Genomic DNA, 18,308 nt, shown 5'->3' with positions numbered 1-18,308 from the left:
TTTCGGCCTTTCCCTACTTGATACGCCATCCAGGGGCCTGAAATCACATCAAGAAAAAACCCGTCCTAGACTGCAATTTCAGGATGAAAAACGTTTATATCCTTCAGATCATCCCCCAGATACGTCCGCTCGTTGGGCCCGAGGATGCCAAGCGAGAGGCAGATCAGGGTCCACAGGTGCACCACTCCGTAATGTCCTTCGTAGTGTTCGCTCAGTTCATGAATCTGGGCATGACAGTTGTGACAGGCGGCGATGCAGTAATCGGCTTTGGTGGCCTTTATCTGCTCGTCCTTGGTCAGCCCGTAGGCCAGGCGCTGATCCTTGAACCCCGATTGCAGGAATCCTCCGCCACCACCGCAACAGTAGTTGTTGGAACGATTCGGGTGCATGTCGATGAAGTTTTCCTCGCCGACAACTGATTTCACGACAAAACGCAGGTCATCGGCGATGGCGTCTCCATAACTTTTCCTGACGATCTGACACGGGTCCTGCACCGTGAATTTTATCTTGAGATCCTTGTTCCATTCGGAATTGACCTTGAGTTTGCCTTCCCGAATCCATTTTGCATAATATTCATAGATGTTTTTTACTTCGAATCGATGCTCGATACCAAATTTTTCCAGTCCGGCCCGGACTGAGTATGTTACGTGGCCTCACTCGGTATTGAGAAAGACCTTGCACCCCAGCTCGCTGGCCTTGTCCGCCGATTGACGCGTCAAACGCTCCCAGCTCTGGTTGTCCGCCAGAAACATGCAGTAGTTCTCCCCGGCCCAGCCCCTTGACCCGTAGGTCCAGTCCGCCCCGACCAGATGCAGGATCTTCCACAAGGGGAGCAGCTCGTCGGGCTCGGTCACGGGCTCGCGCGAGTTCTGGTTGAGGAAGAATTCCGCGCCTTCATTGTCGATGGGCGCTTCCATGTCCTCGAATTCGGGCTGCGCCTCCCGGCATTCCGTCAGGATGTCATCGACCACGAAGGCGAAATCATCCGGCGCGGTGCCCATGGCGCTTCCGCTCTCGTTTTTGAGCGCCATGTCGCAGGAGCCCATGATGCCCTTGGGGCGCGTCTCCCTCGGCCAGGCGGCCCTGGCCTCGTAGACCAGACGGGGAATGTCGATCTTCATGGGACAGGCGTAAATGCAGCGCTGACACATGGTGCACATCCAGACCCAGGGCGTGGACAGAACTTCCTCGTCCATGCCGAGCGCCGCCATGCGCAGGAACTTGCGGGGGTCCATGCCTTCCAGGCCGGAAGCCGGGCATCCGGACGAACATGCCCCGCAGGTCAGACACATGTTCAGGTTCCCCCCCTCGGGCAAAATTTCCCGGACTGTTTCCATGAAGGTACTTTTCCCGCGACCAAGCTCGATTATCTTTCCGTTCAACATCCCGGTATCCCCCGAAATGAATGGTTACCCAAGCGGCCGAAGCGCAGGCGGAGACGGCCGGGCCAAGCCGTCCGCCCCCGTGTGCGCCCTTAGAGCTAGACGGTGGCCGCGACATCAACCACCTGACCGGTCTGATCGTACATCAGCCCGCAACGCAGGTCGAAGTGGCGGTTGACGCTCATGGTCGGACACGGCGCATTGACCGAGACCTGCACCACGGTGGAGCCGAGGAAGGCTTCTTCCGGGTCGTCGGCCTTGGAATGGTGAGCCATGATGATCAGATCCGCGCCGATCTGCGTGGCCATATTCAGAATTTCCATGGCCGGCCGACCGAAGCGGCCCGCATAGACGAAATCGTCGATGCCCTGGAGCCGGTCGCCGTATTCGGCTTGCAGCCTGGCTTCGATATCGGCTCGGCCCTGCGGCGAATCCGTCGAGGTCTCGCTGACGTTCATGAGCGTGAGCCGGGCCTTGTACTGCCTGACCATCTGGCCGCCGTAGCTGACCGCGCACTCGGACTGATCGGAGAAGTCCGTGGCCACGAGGATGTTGGAGAACGCCGGATCCTTGCACTCCACGGCGCGATGCACGATCATGACCGGACAGCGCGCCTTCTGGCTGACCCGTTCCAGGGTGCTGCCGGCCATGCCCCACATCTGGGCCCGCTTTTCCTCGTATTCCTTGGTGTGCGGCCCCATAACCACCAGGTCGGTGTCCTTCTTGCGCGCCAGGCGCAGAAGCTCGTTATGCGGAATCCCGGCCACGACCTGCACCGCGACGCTCGGCAGGTCGGCCAGCAGGGAAGCGTACATTTCTCGGATGCGCGCCTCCAGCCGGGCCGTCTCGCCCGAGGCCTCCAGGGTCTCGATGGAACCCCAGCCCTGCTCCATTCCCGCCACGTGGACCAGATAAAGATTGGACTCGAACTTCTTGGCGAAACCCACCGCGGATTCAACCGCGCATGCATCCACGCCGCTGGGCGTCACGCCTACGATGATGTCCTTGAACATAACTACCCCCTTTGTTTTTAATCAGGTTTCGCGGGCAAGCGTCTCGTCACCTTCGCCTGGCGCTTCGTGCCGCCAGGCCCGGGATCTGATCCCGGCGCGCATGCTCCCATCCATGCTCATGTTCTTGTCCAGCAACACGGAGGGTTCCTCCAGGCCGAACGCCAGGCCCATGAGCTGGGTCAGATACAGTATCGGCACATGGTGCCCCCCGGCCGCCGAATCGTGCTGATATGCCTCCAGATTCATCTGGCAGAGCGGACAGACCGTGGCCACGGCGTCGGAGCCATCGGCGGCTCCCAGAATGGCGGCCACGGAATGCATGGCCACCTCCGGATGCGTGACCATGAGGGAAGCGCCGCAGCATTTGTTGCCCATGTCCCACGGCAGCGGCTTGGCTCCCAGGGCCGAGAGCACGTTGTCCATGCTGACCGGGTGCCGGGGATCATCGAAAACCTCGTAGGGACGCAGGATCTGGCATCCGTAGTATGCGGAGACGCGCATCCCTCCGAGATCGTTGACGATCCGCTCCTTTATGGGATCAAGCCCGATGTCGTTGACCAGCACGTCCAGAATGTGCCGCACCCCAACGGTGCCCCGGTAATTCAGGCCCGACGCGCCAAGGGCCTCATTGACCCGCGCGTGCAGATCCTTGTTGCCGACGACTTCGCGGTTGACCTTCAGGAGATTGAGGTAGCAGGCGCTGCACGGGGCGAGCACATCGAGCCCCGGTAGCTCCTGCTCGGCCAGGGCGAGATTGCGGGCCGGGAGTGCGTAATTCATGAGCGCGCTGACCGGCTCGGCCGCGCTGGCCCCGCAACAGGTCCAGTCCGGTATGTCAACGAGCTCCACCCCCAGCGCGGCCATGACGGCCCGCACGGACACGTCGAACTCCCGGGCGCTTTCCTGCAGCGAGCAGCCTGGATAGTAGGCGTATTTCATGATTCCTCCTCCATCTCGCGCACCTTGGCGAAAAGCTCCTTCAGCCGCCCTTTCTGGGCGCTGCTCGGCGGGTGCAGCTTGCCGGCCCGCATCATGCGCACCCCCAGAGGCAGGTAGTGCAGCGGCAGGAGCGGGTCGCGGCTTTTCAGGAAGTAGCCGGGCATGAGGCTCGTCTCCTGCACACGCCCGTACTTCTCCACGTTTTCCATGAATGCGTCGTAAAACGCGCTGTTCTTCCTGATCTTCCATGTGCCCCGCTGCCGGGCCAGCCGCTTCAGCGCCCCCATGGCCCGCGTCAGCTTCAATCCGCGCGGACAGCGCAGGGTGCACATGTAGCAGGAAGAGCACATCCAGAACGTTTTGCTTTCAAGAATCCTGTCCAGCATTCCGAACTGCACCATCCGCCACATCTGCCGGGGCGTTATGTCCATGGCGAAGCCGTTGGGGCATGACGCGGTGCATGTCCCGCACTGCATGCAGGCCCCGATCTCGCCGCGCAGCTCTTCAAGAATCTCCCGGGTAACGGCATCCGGGCTCCATGCGTGTGCTTGCGTCTGGTTCATGATTCACCTCCCCTTGGCCTAGGCCAATTGTTCCAGGGCGGCGTCAATGACCGCCATCATCGGACCGTCATGGAAGCCCTTGATCACCGTTGCGCTGTTGGGGCAGACCGCCGCGCAGGCTCCGCAGCCCTGACAGAGCATCTCATCGACCAGTATGAGCTCGTTCTCCAGATCCACGGTGCGCGCCCCGTAGGGGCAGGCCGCCACGCAGGCCTGACAGAGGGAGCACAGGGACGGCCGCACCGTGGCCACCAGGGTCTCCCGGGCCACCTTGCCCGCCGAGAGGATGCGCAGGGATTGCTGGGCCGCCGCCTTGGCCGAGGCCACGGTTTCGGCCATGCGCCGGGGCGAATGGGCCAGCCCGCACATGTAGACTCCCTGCTTCAGGAAATCCACGGGCCGCCATTTGCTGTCCGCCTCCTGGAAGAATCCGTTGGCGTCGGTCTTGACCCCGAAGATCTCCACCAGATCGTCCACATCGTTCGGCTCCACCCCGCTCGACAGGGACAGGATGTCCGCGTGCACCTCTATTTCATTGCCCAGAATCGGGTCCAGGGCGGTGATCACGGGCTTGCCTTCGACAAAGCGCACCTTGGGCGGTTTCTCCAGATCGTAACGGATGAAGATCACACCGGCCTTGCGCGCCTGGGTGTAATAGGCCTCAAGGAAGCCCTGGGCCATGATGTCGCGGTAGAAAACATAAATGGGCAGGTCGGGGTTGCGCTCCTTCATGGTCAGCACGTTTTTCAGCATCTCCGGACAGCAGATGCGGCTGCAGTAGTTGCGCTCGCCTTCCTTGCGGGACCGCCAGCACTGGATCATGGCCACCGCGCCAAGGCTGCCCACGTCAAGCGCGCCCGTGGCCAGTTTCTCCTCCAGCCCGAAGTGGGTCATGACCGTCCTGTGCACGCAGAATCCGCTCTCGTAGATCTTGGCCTCATGACCGCCGGTGGCCAGAATGGTCACGCCGTGTTCCAGCGGGAAGATGCCATTGTCGCCGCTTATGGCGGAGCGGAAGCGTCCGGCGCTGCCTCGGGAAAGAACCACGCGCGCGTCCTTGAAGACCTTGATGCGCGGGTGCTTTTCGACCTGGGCGACAAGGTCCTCCATGTACTTGCGCGGGTCCGTGCCATCGAGCTGGGTGTGCAGGCGCAGGGCCATGCCGCCGAGCTCCTCCTCGGCCTCCACCAGACAGACACCGAAGCCCTGGTCGGCGATGGCCATGGACGCGGTCAGACCGGCCAGGCCTCCCCCCACCACCAGCGCCGAGCGCGACACGTCCATGAGCACGTCCGGCGGCGTGGGATCGACACCCTGCAGTTTGGCCACGGCCATGGACAGGCTGGAGAATATTTCGCGGGCCACGTCCACGGAGTCGCGTCCGTTGAAGGTCGGGGTGTGCACGTCGACCACATCCATGAGCGCCGGGTTGAGCCCCACGGTGCGGGCCATTTCTTTCAAGCGCGGAATGTAGGCGTAGGGCATGCAGGCCCCTATGAGAATGCGGTTGGGTTTCTTCTGTTTGACCGTTTCAAGGATCTGCTTCCAGCCGGCTTCGGTGCAGGCCTGGAACACGGGAAGCACCGTGCCGACCGAATGGACCCGGCCCACGGTGTGCGCCAGCTCGTCCAGGTTCACCACCTTGCCCAGGGTCGGACAGGAGGTGCACACGGCCACCAGGGTGCGCACCGGCTCGCGGGAAACATCCGGATAGTCCGGCTCCGCGGGCGCCGGAGCCGCCCCCAGCACGTCGTAGATCTTGATCATGCGCGCCGCCGCCTCGGACGCCGCACCGGCCTGCATGACCGACTCGGAGATGTCGCGGGGCTCGCCGAACGATCCGGCCGCGAACACGCCGACCCGGCTGGTCCGCTCCGGGGCATAGGGCTGGGTCTTGCAAAAGCCCCACTCGTTGGTCTCGATGCCAACCGTGGCGGCGAACTTGTCCATACCCCTCGGGGGCCGGGCGCCCACGGCCAGGACCACCATGTCGAATTCCTCCGAGCGGCGCGTGCCGTCGTCGCTCAGCGATTCGAGCAGCACCCCGCCGCCCTCGGCAGGCACGACCGAGTGCGGCCGGTTGCGCACGAAATGCACGCCCTGCTGCACGGCCTTCTGCCGGTAATCGTCCCAGCCTTTGCCGAAGGTGCGCATGTCCATGTAGAAGATGGTGGCATCCACCGCCCCGTCCGTGACCTTCTTGGCCAGCATGGCCTCCTTCATGGAAAACATGCAGCAGACCGAGGAACAGTAATCGGCGTTCTTGCCCACATCGCGCGAGCCCACGCACTGAATCCAGGCGATCCTGTTCACGGGCCTGCCGTCACCCGGCCGCGTCAGCCTGCCGCCCGTGGGTCCGGTGCCGCTCAGCAGACGCTCGAACTCCACGGCGGTCAGCACGGCCGGATGGCCGTACCCCCAGATATCCCGTCCGCCGTTTAGGTCCATGTCGGGATTGTAGCAGTCGAAACCTCCGGCCAGGATCACCGCGCTGACCTGCAGCTCTTCGGTGGTGTCGGACATGATGCGCATGTAGTGCTTGTCCAGCCAGGGCACGAACTTCTTGGACGAGAGCGGCTTCATGAACAGATCCCGCGCCCCGCGCCGCACCAGATCGGCCGCAGCCTCTTCCTGCCCGGCGGCGGCCAAGACGGCCACGGGCATGCCGGGACTGAGTTCCTGGGCGCGGGTCATGACGCGCTGGGCATCCACGCCCTGCAGATTGAGCCCCACGAGCACGAAATTGATCGACGCGCCGGACTCAAGCAAATCCAGGGCTTCCTGGCCACCGGCCGCCTCAAAGACCGGGAATTGCAGATGCTCAAGGCTTTCGCGCACCGTGGAGCGGGTCTGCTCCTCCTCGTCCGCCACCAGAATGCCGAACCGCGCGCGCTCTTCGAACTTGAGGTCAATGGCCCCTGTCGGACAGACTTCGTGGCATTTCCAGCAGCGGATGCAATTATCAAGATCCAGGACATAATGATTGGGAATGGCGTGCGGCACCGGCAAATAGACAGCCGAGCGCTTCGTCAGCCCGGCGTTGAATTCGCTCGGAACCTTGACCGGGCAGACCTCGGAACATTTCCCACAGCTGACGCACTTGTGCGGATCGACCAGTGGGGAGCGCCTGCTCAGGCTGACGAAGAACTTGCCGGGTTCACCTTCCAGGGACGCAAGCTCCGTTGAAAGCATCAGATCTATATTTTCATGAAACATGCCTTTACGCAGACAAAACTGACTGGACGCATCCCGGCTCATGAGCGGAAGCATGCGGCACATGCCGCAGTGATCCGAAGGGAACTGGTAATCCAGCTGGCTCAGGATGCCGCCATGACTGGGGCGTTTGTCGATCAGGGCCACCTTGTGTCCGGTCACGGCCAGATCAAGAGCCGCCCGGAGTCCGGCGATACCCGCGCCCACCACCAACGCGCCGTATTGTTTCCTCATTGCCTCCTCCTCGGATTCAAGCCAGGTGCGAAACCGTATCCTGATATTCGTCCTCCCTGAACACCGTCAGGGGCGGAGCCTGGTCCAGACTGAGTCCAGGCTGATAGTCGAAACTCTTCTGCGTGCGGGCGGCCACGGTGCGGAACAGCTCCACGACCTCCACCCCGTTGGGGCAGGCGTTGGAACACTGGCCGCAGCCCACGCAGGCCGTACTCATGTGCGCCATGCGCGTGAGATGGTAAAAGACGGTGTCGGTAGGCAGCTTGAGGCTGCCCTTGCGTTTGGCCCAATCCAGATATTGCCAGGGCTTGTGCTCGAAGACGTCGGTGTTGAAGACGCACTCCTTGCAGTAGCAGACCGGGCAGGCCACCCGGCAGTTGTAGCAGTTCACGCAGGAGCCCAGATACTGGGCCAGCTTCTCCAGCGTCGAGGTCCGCTCCTGCACGTCGGCGTACATGGCGTCCCGCGCCGCCTCACGCTCACCGACCAGGGCGGCGACGGCGGCCTCGCGTTTCCCGTCGGGTTCCTGGGCCTGCAGCCCCATGGCCCCGAGCAGGGCTTCGCCGCGAGGACTGGCGGCCATGATCTGGATGCCTGAAGAGATGTCGCCCCCGAAAAGGCCGACGACAATGTCCGTGCCTTGCGGCGTGGGGTGCTCGCAGACCTTGCAGGCTCCGGCCAGCTCGACGGAAGCGGGCTTTCGGCCCTCGGCCAGGGCCTTGTGGAATTCGGCGCTGGCGGCCATGGGCTCGCGCTCGCCGAGAAAATCGCGATAATGCATGTTGTCGTAGGCTCCCGGACAATCCATGCCGATGAGGATGACCTCCTCAAGGAAGCCCTGATTGAGCTTGACCAGTTCCATGAAGGCCCGGATCTCGCAGGGGCGCATGACCACGGCGAAGCGTTCCCCCGCCGAACCCTTGCTCAGCCGCGAGACGAGCTTCGCGCTGCTCATGGGAAAAGCCGGAGCCAGCGGGTCGGCCCGATCCAGCTGGGCCGGATCGGTGACCAGGGTCGGCATAGGCATGCCGCCGCCGAAGAGATGCACGGGGACCATGATGCCGGACAGGGATTCGTCCGCCAGCAATTTCCTGAAAAAATCCTGCAGGGCCGGAACCGGGCCGTGTTCGCCAACTTCAATTCGTACCGTGGTGGCCATGATTACTCCTCCCCGTCCGCTTAAAGGGCTGCCATACCGCGCACGTCCAGCGGGCCGAGCTCTCGGATTTCATTGATGAAATTATTGACCGTGGCCGCAAATTCATTGCCTTCGCTGGCCCCGACCCAGGTCAGGCGCAGCCGCCGTTCGTCTATGCCGAACTGCGGCAGGATCTCGTTTAAAAGCTTGACCCGCCGCCGGGCCTTGTAGTTGCCGTTTATGTAGTGGCAGTCGCCGGGATGGCAGCCGCTGACGAGCACTCCGTCGGCCCCGGACAACAGGGCCTTGATGACATATTTGGGATCGACCATGCCCGTGCACATCATGCGCACAAGGCGGACATTGGGCTGCTGCACCATGCGCGAGGTTCCGGCCAGATCGGCGGCGGTGTAGGTGCACCAGTTGCAGACAAAAGCCAGAATGGCGGGTTCAAATTCCTGGTTCATGCAATCCTCCTCACGCCTCTGCTCGGTTCGCGGTTTCGTAAATATCTCCAATCAGGGCCATTATGTCCGGCTTGCGGTCCAGCAGACCGTCTATCTCGTTGAAGACCTGCACCTGGCGGAAATGCTTGATCTGGGCCGCTCCGCTCGGACAATGCCCGGCGCAGCTGCCGCAGCCCTTGCACATGGCCTCGTTGATGACCGCTATGTGGCGACGCTCGTCGAACTCGATGGCCGAATACGGGCACAGCCCGATGCACATCTTGCAGCCGACACAGATGTCCGGATTGATCCAGGAGGTCGTGGGGGAGATGGACACCACCCCGCGCGCGGCCAGGGCCAGGGCCTGCGCCGCGCCGCCCGCGGCATGGGCCACGGCGTCGGGAATATCCTTGGGCCCCTGGCAGGTTCCGGCCAGATAGATGCCGTCCGAGGCCGTGGAGACGGGACCGAGCTTGGGGTGCTCTTCAAGGAAAAATCCGTCCCGGCCCTGGGACACGCCGAAAACACGGGCCACTTCCGTGGTGTCCGCGCGCGCCTCCATGGCCGTGCACAACACGACCATGTCCACGGGCACACGCAGACGAGTCCCGAGCAGGGTGTCCTCGCCCACCACGACCAGCTTGCCGTTTTCCTGGACGACTTCAGAAGGTCTGCCGCGCACGAAGGTCACCCCTTCGTCCTGAACGCGGCGGTAGAATTCCTCGTACCCTTTGCCGAAACAACGCATGTCGATGTAGAAATTGTAGACTTCCGCCCCGTGCCCGACCTTGTCTTTGATGAGGTGGTCGTACTTGAGGGCGTACATGCAGCAGGTACGCGAACAGTACTCATGGTAATTTTTGTCGCGGCTGCCGACGCAGTGGATGATGGCCACGCTCTTCGGGGTCTCGCCGTTCTTCATCAGGATCTTGCCGCCGGTGGGGCCCACGGCGTTGTTCAGACGCTCGAACTGCAGGGCGGTATAGACCTCCGGATAGCGGCCGAACCCGTATTCGGTCATGGGGGTCGGGTCCATGGTGTCGTAGCCCGTGGCCAGGATCACGCTGCCCACATGGTAGACTTCCCGGCGGTCCTGCTGGGTGAAATCGATGGCTCCGGTGGGACAGGTCTTCTGGCAGACGCCGCACTTGCCCTTGGTGAGCATCTTGCAATGCTCGGCGTCGATGACCGGGGTGCTTGGCACCGCCTGGGGAGAATTGCGGTAGATGGCCCGGCGCATGCCGAGACCCTCCTCGAACTCGCTCAAGACCTTGGTCGGACATTTTTCCAGACACGCCCCGCAACCCGTGCAGATGTCCTCGCGAACGTAACGAGCCTTGCGCCGCACGGTGACGGTGTAGTTGCCGACAAAGCCCGTGACCTCCTCCACCTCGCTCCAGGTCAGAAGGTCAATATTGGGTTCCTGGGCCACGGCCACCATTTTCGGAGTGGAAATGCAGGCGGCGCAGTCCAGGGTGGGAAAAGTCTTGTCGAACTGGGCCATGTGTCCGCCGATGGACGGGGACTTCTCGACCAGGATGACGCGATGCCCGGAGCGGGCGACATCGAGAGCGGCCTGGATGCCGGCGATGCCCGCGCCCACGACCATGACGTCGGGCACGACGGCCACCTCGCGGGAATGAAGCTCCTGATGCCTGCGCACCCGAAGCACGGCTGCCTCGACGATATGCTTGGCCTTGGCCGTGGCCTCGGCCTTGTCACCGGTCACCCATGAACAGTGCTCGCGGATGCAGCAGTGCTGCATGAGGTAGGGATTGAGCCCGGCCCGGGCACAGGCCTTCTGGAATGTCTTCTCATGCAGGCGCGGCGAACAGGAGGCCACAACCACGCGGTCCAGCCCGTGTTCGTTAATGTCCCGGATGATCATGTCCTGGCCGGGATCCGAGCACATGAACTGGTAGTCACGCGAAACCGTGACGTTCTTGAGCCCCCGTGCAAAAGCGGCCACGTCCGGACAATCCACCTTGCCCGCGATGTTCGAGCCGCAGTGACAGACATACACTCCTATCCTTCTGGCCATGTCATCCCCCTTGTCCCTCGATCAGCGAAGACTTCCGCCCTTGTTCAATTCCAGGGTCAACTCGCCCACCAGACGCTTGAGCTTTTCGTTCTCGGCAGCCAGGTCCGACTGACTCGGGGCTCTGGGCTGCTCCTCGAAAATGAGGTGGCAGTGCTCCAGGAAATGTCCCCGCCATTTATAGTACAGCCCCGGTCGCAGCTCATGGTTTCGGCAGATCTCGTTCACACACCCGCCCATGAGCCCTTCGAGCACGATACGCGCCTTGGTTCTTGCGTCCCATTTGCGTTTCATCCTCCACTCCTCCTCGCAGGGGGCACCCTGTCATCAGATCATCAATGACCTCTTGCCGGGAAGGCGAGAACGTACTTTCCGCGCCATGCGCCAGCACAAAATTCAAATTCAACCTATATTGCGATGTAAAAGAACTCCGCTGCAGAGCGCCCTTGCTCTCTCATGTTGTCCGTAAAAACACTTTGCGTGCCGAATCATTCATTCCAAAATAATTCAAGCAAATGGATAAAAAACAGTACGCAATTATGAAAGGAGAGAAGGTGAGAGACAAATGAACTTTGTCTTGGGACAAGAGAAGTGTCTTACTTGACGAGACAGCAAAACAGTGTAGGTGAGAGCCATGTCCTCGCACCGGTTGGAGCAGGCCCTTCCGGACCGGGCGACACTCACCTTTGCGAAGCCCTAAAAAGCCTGATTATCGTCTTGCCAGACAAGACAGCACTGCGGGAGTCTTCATGAGCGACATTCTGATCATCGATGGCGATGCGGCATTTTGCCAATCGCTGATGGCGGAACTGGCCAGGCACAACCTGCACGCGGCCCACAGCACGACGCTGTCCAAAGGTCTTGCCATGCTGCACGTGGGCGAATTTTCCCTGGTCCTGCTCGGCGACGAGGCCGGCAGCAAGAACAGTCTGGAATTCCTGTCTACCCTGCGCGAGGTGCCGTCGCGCCCGGAAATCATCGTCATGTCCAAAAGCCGCGACCCGGACGCGGCCGAGGCCGCCATCCGCGGCGGGGCCTGGAATTTCATGCCCAAACCCGTGAACATGCAGCGCCTCATGGTCCTGGCGGAGCGGGCCCTAGAATACCATCGCGAGCGGCCCGCCAAGTGCGCGCCGGTCTCCCTGCGGCGCGAAGGGATCGTCGGCAACAGCCGCCTGCTCAACTCCTGCCTCGACATCGTGGCCCAGGCCGCATCCACGGATGTGAACGTGCTCATCACCGGCGAAACAGGCACCGGCAAGGAGCTCTTTGCCGGCCATCCACGCCAACAGCTCGCGCGCGGGCAAGCCTTTCGTGGTGGTCGATTGCGCGGCAATGCCCGAAACCCTGGTGGAAAGCATGCTCTTCGGCCATGAACGCGGCGCGTTCACCAGCGCGGAGAACCGCTCCATCGGCCTCGTCAAGCAGGCCGACGGCGGGACCCTGTTTCTGGACGAGGTCGGTGAACTGCCCCTGTCCACCCAGAAGGTCTTCCTGCGCGTGCTCGAAGGCCGCAGCTTCCGTCCCGTGGGCGGGGCAAAGGAGATCACCAGCAATTTCAGGCTGGTGGCGGCGACCAATCGAAATCTTGAGGCCATGGTCCGGGCCGACACCTTTCGGCGGGACCTGTTCTACCGCCTGCGCGGGATACGGCTTGAGCTCTCCCCCCTGCGCGACCTGCTGGACGACCTGAACGATCTCATCTGTCACTTCGTGCGCCGCACCTGCAAACGGCTGAACATAGACAACAAAGGCTTCTCTCCGGACTTTCTCGACACCCTCATGCAGTACGAATGGCCGGGAAACATCCGCGAGCTGGTCAACGCCCTCGATCAGGCCGTGGTCCGGGCCGGGACCGAACCCATCCTCTACCCCCAGCACCTGTCCAGAAACATTCGCGCCAACGTCGCCCGGCTCCTGGTCGCGGAGCTGCCCGAACTTGAAAACAGGACGCCACCGCTCACGGACGGGGAGGCTTTCCCGAGCCTCAGGGAGTATCGTGAAAAGCACATGGCCGAGCTGGAGACGTGGTATCTCAAGAATCTGATGCTGGTCAGCAAGGGCGAAATCGCAAACGCCTGCCGTCTCTCGGGCCTGTCCCGACCCAGACTCTACGCACTGCTCAAGCAAAGGGGCGTTGAGCGCGGTTCGTGACGATTTACCGACAGCTCCGATGCGCCCCCGCGACTTCACGCGCCCTGATTCCTCCGGCGCTACCCGTCACTTTCCGCTTGCAATGCGGGACAAAAAGAGTAGTGCCTGCGCCTATTGATCGATCAAACAATCTTTTGGAGGTTCCCCATGGAGCTCCTGCATAATCCCATGTTCCTGCTGCTTGCCGTCATCCTGTCCGGGCACCTGCTCGGCAAGGTCAAGATATTCTCCTTTTCCCTTGGCTCCTCTGGCATCGTCTTTACCGGCCTTCTGGCCGGATTCGCGGGCTTCAGCCTGCCCGGTGTGATCCAGAGCCTCGGGCTCATCCTGTTCATCTATTCCGTGGGGCAGCAGGCCGGACCAGGCTTCATGCACTCCATGAAGCGCGGGGGTCTGGCCCTCAGCATCGGGGCCATGGTCATGATCGCGACGGGCCTGCTCACGGCCCTCGGCTGCAAGGCATGGTTCGGATTTTCAAAAGAGATCACCGCCGGACTCTTCGCCGGAGCCCTGACCTCCACGCCGGGCCTGGCCGTGGCCGTGGAACTGGCCCACGACAGCGCGGCCCCGGCCGCATACGGCGTGGCCTACACGTTCGGTGTTGTCGGCGTGGTGCTGGTGGTCAAGCTCCTGCCGCGGATCATGCGCGCGAGCATCGGCCAGGAAGAGGAAAAACTGGAGCAGGAAATGAGCAGCCTGCATCCGCAAATCGAATTCACGCATCTTGAAGTCACCAACCCCAATCTGTGCACCGGGCCGCTATCCCAGGTCCTGCCTGCGCGCATGGCCGAGGTGACCATCACCCGCGTCCTGCGGGCAGGAAGCGACAGCCCGGAACTGGCCGTGGCGGAAACAGTCCTGAACATGCACGACACGGTGCGGGTGGTGGGGACCTCCGAGGCCCTGCATCAGGCCGAAATCGTCATTGGACCCGTGGTGGAGGCCGACCTGGCCTTCAATTCCGTGCTCATAAAAAAGGAAATCCTGCTCTCCCGCCCCGAGGTGGCCGGCAAGACCCTGCGCGCCCTAAATCTGAGTCATGTCTTCGGGGTGCAGGTCTCGCGCATCACCCGCAACGGTTTCGACTGCCCGGCCGGCTCCAATGTACGCCTGCGCCAGGGCGACGTGCTGCATGTGGTCGGCAATCCCGAGACCGTGGAAAACGTCAAGAAAATGCTGGGTGACGATGTGCGTGCGCTCTTCGCCACCAGCGTGATGGTGCTCCTGTCCGGATTGTTCTGCGGGCTGGCTTTCGGGGCGTTGCCCCTCTATCTGCCGGGACTTGGAATCTTCACTCTCGGCGCCACCGGCGGGGTGCTGCTGGCGGGACTTGTCTTTGGCGCGGTACGCCAGGTCGGGTCGGTCATCACCGAACTCCCGAGCACGGCCAACGCCCTGATCCGCGACCTCGGCCTTGGACTTTTCCTGGCCGTGGTCGGAACCGCGGCCGGAGGCACCCTCGTGCCGACACTGCGCGAATACGGCATGCCCCTCTTTCTGGGCGGAGCCATCATGACGCTTGCGCCCATGCTCATCGGCGTGCCCATCTGCTCCAGAGTGCTGCGCATTCCGTTCCTGCGCATGCTCGGCGTCATCACCGGCGGCATGACCTCCACCCCGGGCCTGGCCGCCGCCGCGTCCCTGAGCGACACGCCCTATGCGGCCACGGCCTACGCATCGGTCTATCCCATCGCCCTGGTGGGCATGATCATGGCCTCGAAGATCATCATGCTGCTAGGCTGACACCCGTGTCCATGGGCCGGAATCAATCCCGGCCCATGGTGGCGGGCATGGGCGCGGCCACGACCTGTCCCCGGGCACGCAACTCTCCAAGGGCCGATATCTCCACCTCGACCACGATCTTCCTGCCCCGCCGCTCAATGACCCGCGCCACCAACTCAAGCTCCGGCCCGAGCGGCGTGGGCCGCAGAAAATCCACATGCAGCGAGGCCGTCACATAGCGCTGGGGCCGGCCGTCGTCCCCGGCCGCCGAGGCAGCGGCCGTGGCCACGCCGTGACAGTCCACCAACGAAGCGAGCATTCCACCATAAACGAATCCGGGCAGCGCGATATGCTCCGGCCGAGGCGTAAAACGCCCCACACCCTGCTCTCCATCCCAGTGAGTCTGGATGTGCAGGCCCTGGGCGTTGTTTTTTCCGCAGCCGTAGCAATGGCTCAGGTCTTCGGCATAGCGGTGCTGAACGGGAATGTCGGTCATGAAATCCTCCTTTGGAAAAAAGAATAGGTCCTATAGGTCCCATGAGACCTATAGGACCTATTCTTCTTGCACTGCAAGGGCGTTTGGTCAGGCGTCCGGCATGAAATGCAGGCTTTCGCGGGCAAAAGTCAGCCAGACTGCCCGCCCCGGCTCCAGCCTGCCCTGCTCCGGAAACTGCCGGTCCAGGGCGGCGGTGAAACGCGAATGCCCGCAGGACACTTCCGCGAACCACGAAAAGCCTTCGTGCCGCACCCCCAGCAACGTTCCGGGCAGGCTCAACCATCCTGGCGCGGCGCGATCGGTGAACGAAACAAACACGTCCTCGGGCCGCAGGGCCACATGCCCGGGAACTGAAGCGCCTGGCACGGCAAAAAGCGCATCCCCGCCCAGGCGGCATTCCCCCTGGCCCTCCACGGAAAAAATGTTCTTCATGCCCACGAATCCCGCCACGAACGCAGTGGCCGGCTTGCGGAACACATCCCCGACAGTCCCGACCTGTTCCAGGCGGCCCTCCCGGAGCACCGCCGCGCGGTCAGCCAGGGTCAGGGCGTCCACAAAATCGTGCGTGACCATGAGGAAGGTCAGCCCCGAATGCCGATGCAGATCCTTGAGCGCCGCGCGCAGGTCGTCTCGAAATTGCGGATCAAGCGAAGACAGGGGCTCGTCGAGCAACACCACATCCGGCTTGCAGGCCAGGGCGCGGGCCAGGGACACGCGCTGCTTCTCGCCGCCGCTCAGGTTCACGGGCAGACGTTTGGCCACGCGGGTCAGGCCCAGGCGCTCCAGCAGCGCAAGCCCCATGCGCCGCCCCTCGTCCTTTGCGATGCCGTGATAGCGTTGCCCGTAGGTGACGTTGTCCAGCACGCTCAGGTGAGGAAAGAGGGCGTTGTCCTGGTAGACGAGGCTGACATTCCTGCGCTCGGGAGGCCGCCCGCCCACCTCCTGCCCGGCGACACGTATGCTACCCCGCGCATGCTCCACCAGCCCGGCGATGGATTCAAGGATCAGGGTCTTGCCCGAACCCGTCGGCCCCATCAGCGCAAAAAATTCACCCGGCGCGACCTGAAAGCCGACATCGCGCAAGCTGAATTTCCCGAAGCAAAGGGCCAGGGACTCTACGCGAATCATGCATCCCTCCTCTGGGGCCGGGAGACCACGCGCAAGGCGATGAAAAAGAGCAGGCTGACCACGATGAGGATCACGGCCACGGGTTGCGAATATTTGAGTCCGTAGGCGGTGAAGCGCTCGAACATGAGCACCGGTGCGATCATGGGATGATAGGCGACGATGACCACGGCTCCGAACTCGCTCAGGGCCCGGGCCATGCACATGATCATGCCGACCAGCATGGCGCGGCGGCACAGGGGCAGGGTCACGCGGAAAAAGGTTGCGCCGGGGCCTGCGCCAAGGGAACGGGAAACCTTCTCCAGACGAGGGGCAACGCTCTCGAACCCGGCCTTGGCCGTATTGATGTAAAAGGGCAGGCCCACGAAAAAAAGCACCACGGTGATGCCCGTGACCGTGCCCATCATCTCGATGCCCATGCTCGCGAGCAGGCCGCCGAACCAGTTGTTCCGGCCGGCCAGGGTCAGGAAGGCGATGCCGATGACCGGGTGCGGGATCATGATGGGCAGATCGATGAGGCTCTCCACGATCTTCTTCCCCGCGAACTCACGTCTGGCCAGAATATAGGCCAGAGGCGTGCCCATGATCAGCGAGAGGACGGCGGCCATGGCCGACGCTCCCATGGACAGGCCCACCGAACGCAGCACATCGGGATCGCCCAGGGTCTTCCACATCTGCTCGGCATCCGGAGAAACCACGGTCCGGGCCAGAGGGGCGACGATGAAGACCAGGACCAGAATGCAGGACGCGATCAGCCAAAACTGAAATACACGGCCGGGAAGGCTTCCCAAAAAGCCTCCCCGGCCGTGCGTCGCAACCGGGACTCCCATCTATTTTGCGACCTTGACCAGCGCCTTCAGGCCCTGCGGGAGCGCCTCGTGCATGGCGTCCGTTCCGACGCTGGCCGGAACGATGGGCGGCTGGCCCTGCGCCTTCAGAATCGCAAGTCCGCCCTTCTCGTCCAGCAGATAGGCCAGAAATGCCTCGGCCGCCTCGGGATTGGCCGCCGCCTTGAGCATGGTCACGCCGTAGGTGATGGAACTGCCCGTAAGCTCCATGAACGTGCCCGGTTCCTTGCCCGTGACCTTGACCACGGCGCTCTTGTAGAACGGATCCATGGCATAGTTGCCAAGGTTGATGTGGTCGTCGAAGGTCACGTATTCAAGCCCGTGCTGCACGGCCACGGACATGTACTCGAAGGCATAGTCCATGTTGCCCGACTCCATCATGGAAATGAGCTCCACGGACTTGGGGCGAACGTTCTTCTCCGGGCGGTTGGCGAGCACCTTGTCGTAAAGACCCGGCTGGCCCGTGAACTTCTCGGCGAGCTGGATGGTCATCAGACTGCGATAGCCGCACGGATCCAGATTCGGGTCTGAGTGCCCCCAGACGACATCCGGGCGCTGCAGGATCTCGAACCAGTTCTTGTCGTTAATTTCGTCGGCATACCTGCTTGTGGGGGTGTAGCAGAGCACGATCTGGTTGGTGGCGAAACGGGCGTTCCACTGCGCGAATTCGGGCACGAGCATCTTGTCGATGACCAGATAGTCGGCGGAAGCCATGATGTCCGCGGGCTTGCCAAGTTCCGTGATCATGCGCGCGAGCTTGGTGCTGCCGCCGGATTCGCGCTGTACGTCGACCTTGGGATATTTGGCTTCAAAAGCCTTTTCCATGTCGGCAAAAGGCACGGCCAAGCTTCCGGCATGGAAGATCACCAGCTTGCCCGACGGCTCGGCAAAAGCTGATCCGCTCGTGCAGACGCCGAGCAGGGCTACAAGGAGAAGCACTTTCAAAAAATAGGGATTCATGAGCAACCTCCGGATAAAATGAAAAAGGTGCCCTGTA

15 protein-coding genes and 1 pseudogene are annotated in these 18,308 nt (G+C 62.4%); 3 read left to right on the top strand and 13 right to left on the bottom strand.

Annotated elements, in window-relative coordinates:
• Positions 1-65: 65 nt before the first annotated feature.
• The 9 genes from H4684_RS02275 to H4684_RS02235 form a co-directional block, all read right to left on the bottom strand.
• Entirely contained in the window at positions 66-1,385 is a 1,320-nt protein-coding gene (locus H4684_RS02275; RefSeq protein ID WP_192622691.1) for a (Fe-S)-binding protein, read from the bottom strand.
• Positions 1,386-1,480: 95 nt separating this feature from the next.
• Entirely contained in the window at positions 1,481-2,395 is a 915-nt protein-coding gene (locus H4684_RS02270; RefSeq protein WP_192622690.1) for a universal stress protein, read from the bottom strand.
• Between the two features lie 21 nt (positions 2,396-2,416).
• Complete coding sequence (locus H4684_RS02265; RefSeq protein WP_192622689.1) at positions 2,417-3,334, bottom strand: CoB--CoM heterodisulfide reductase iron-sulfur subunit B family protein; 918 nt, start codon at positions 3,332-3,334, stop codon at positions 2,417-2,419.
• Positions 3,331-3,897 (bottom strand): 4Fe-4S dicluster domain-containing protein, encoded by a 567-nt coding sequence (locus tag H4684_RS02260; protein WP_092189040.1) that lies wholly within the window; start codon positions 3,895-3,897, stop codon positions 3,331-3,333. The genes H4684_RS02265 and H4684_RS02260 overlap by 4 nt, the downstream gene beginning before the upstream one ends.
• 18 nt (positions 3,898-3,915) lie before the next feature.
• Positions 3,916-7,344 carry an FAD-dependent oxidoreductase gene (locus tag H4684_RS02255; RefSeq protein WP_192622688.1) on the bottom strand — a complete coding sequence of 1,143 codons (3,429 nt, stop codon included), beginning with the start codon at positions 7,342-7,344 and terminating at the stop codon, positions 3,916-3,918.
• Between the two features lie 16 nt (positions 7,345-7,360).
• On the bottom strand, positions 7,361-8,503 hold the full coding sequence (locus H4684_RS02250) for a 4Fe-4S dicluster domain-containing protein (RefSeq protein WP_192622687.1): 1,143 nt from the start codon (positions 8,501-8,503) through the stop codon (positions 7,361-7,363).
• A gap of 20 nt (positions 8,504-8,523) precedes the next feature.
• Entirely contained in the window at positions 8,524-8,949 is a 426-nt protein-coding gene (locus H4684_RS02245; protein WP_092189046.1) for a hydrogenase iron-sulfur subunit, read from the bottom strand.
• A 10-nt stretch (positions 8,950-8,959) separates the two neighbouring features.
• A complete protein-coding gene (locus tag H4684_RS02240) occupies positions 8,960-10,969 on the bottom strand; it encodes a CoB--CoM heterodisulfide reductase iron-sulfur subunit A family protein (protein WP_192622686.1) in 2,010 nt (669 codons plus the stop codon).
• 21 nt (positions 10,970-10,990) lie between these two features.
• A complete protein-coding gene (locus tag H4684_RS02235) occupies positions 10,991-11,260 on the bottom strand; it encodes a transposase (protein ID WP_092189050.1) in 270 nt (89 codons plus the stop codon).
• Between the two features lie 455 nt (positions 11,261-11,715).
• Here H4684_RS02235 and H4684_RS21345 point away from each other — a divergent pair.
• From H4684_RS21345 to H4684_RS02225, 3 genes and pseudogenes are all read left to right on the top strand, one after another.
• Positions 11,716-12,577, top strand: a pseudogene (locus H4684_RS21345) (sigma-54-dependent transcriptional regulator); the annotation flags it as partial.
• Positions 12,563-13,120 (top strand): AAA-type ATPase lid domain-containing protein, encoded by a 558-nt coding sequence (locus H4684_RS21340; protein ID WP_456073123.1) that lies wholly within the window; start codon positions 12,563-12,565, stop codon positions 13,118-13,120. The pseudogene H4684_RS21345 and the gene H4684_RS21340, both read left to right, overlap by 15 nt.
• Before the next feature lie 147 nt (positions 13,121-13,267).
• Complete coding sequence (locus tag H4684_RS02225) at positions 13,268-14,863, top strand: aspartate:alanine exchanger family transporter (RefSeq protein WP_192622685.1); 1,596 nt, start codon at positions 13,268-13,270, stop codon at positions 14,861-14,863.
• Positions 14,864-14,885: 22 nt separating this feature from the next.
• Here the strand turns inward: H4684_RS02225 and H4684_RS02220 are convergent, their stop codons facing one another.
• The 4 genes from H4684_RS02220 to wtpA form a co-directional block, all read right to left on the bottom strand.
• Positions 14,886-15,338, bottom strand: a complete 453-nt coding sequence (locus H4684_RS02220) for a PaaI family thioesterase (RefSeq protein WP_192622684.1) — start codon at positions 15,336-15,338, stop codon at positions 14,886-14,888.
• Positions 15,339-15,425: 87 nt separating this feature from the next.
• A complete protein-coding gene (locus tag H4684_RS02215; protein WP_192622683.1) occupies positions 15,426-16,466 on the bottom strand; it encodes an ABC transporter ATP-binding protein in 1,041 nt (346 codons plus the stop codon).
• A complete protein-coding gene (locus H4684_RS02210) occupies positions 16,463-17,254 on the bottom strand; it encodes an ABC transporter permease (RefSeq protein ID WP_225940185.1) in 792 nt (263 codons plus the stop codon). The genes H4684_RS02215 and H4684_RS02210 overlap by 4 nt, the downstream gene beginning before the upstream one ends.
• A 39-nt stretch (positions 17,255-17,293) precedes the next feature.
• Positions 17,294-18,271 (bottom strand): tungstate ABC transporter substrate-binding protein WtpA, encoded by a 978-nt coding sequence (gene wtpA, locus H4684_RS02205; protein ID WP_192622682.1) that lies wholly within the window; start codon positions 18,269-18,271, stop codon positions 17,294-17,296.
• Positions 18,272-18,308: the final 37 nt, after the last annotated feature.

It is taken from the genome of Desulfomicrobium macestii (genome assembly GCF_014873765.1).
Taxonomy (GTDB): Bacteria; Desulfobacterota; Desulfovibrionia; order Desulfovibrionales; family Desulfomicrobiaceae; genus Desulfomicrobium; species Desulfomicrobium macestii.
Note: the sequence above shows the minus strand (reverse complement) of the source record. Positions and strands in the feature narration are given on the sequence as shown.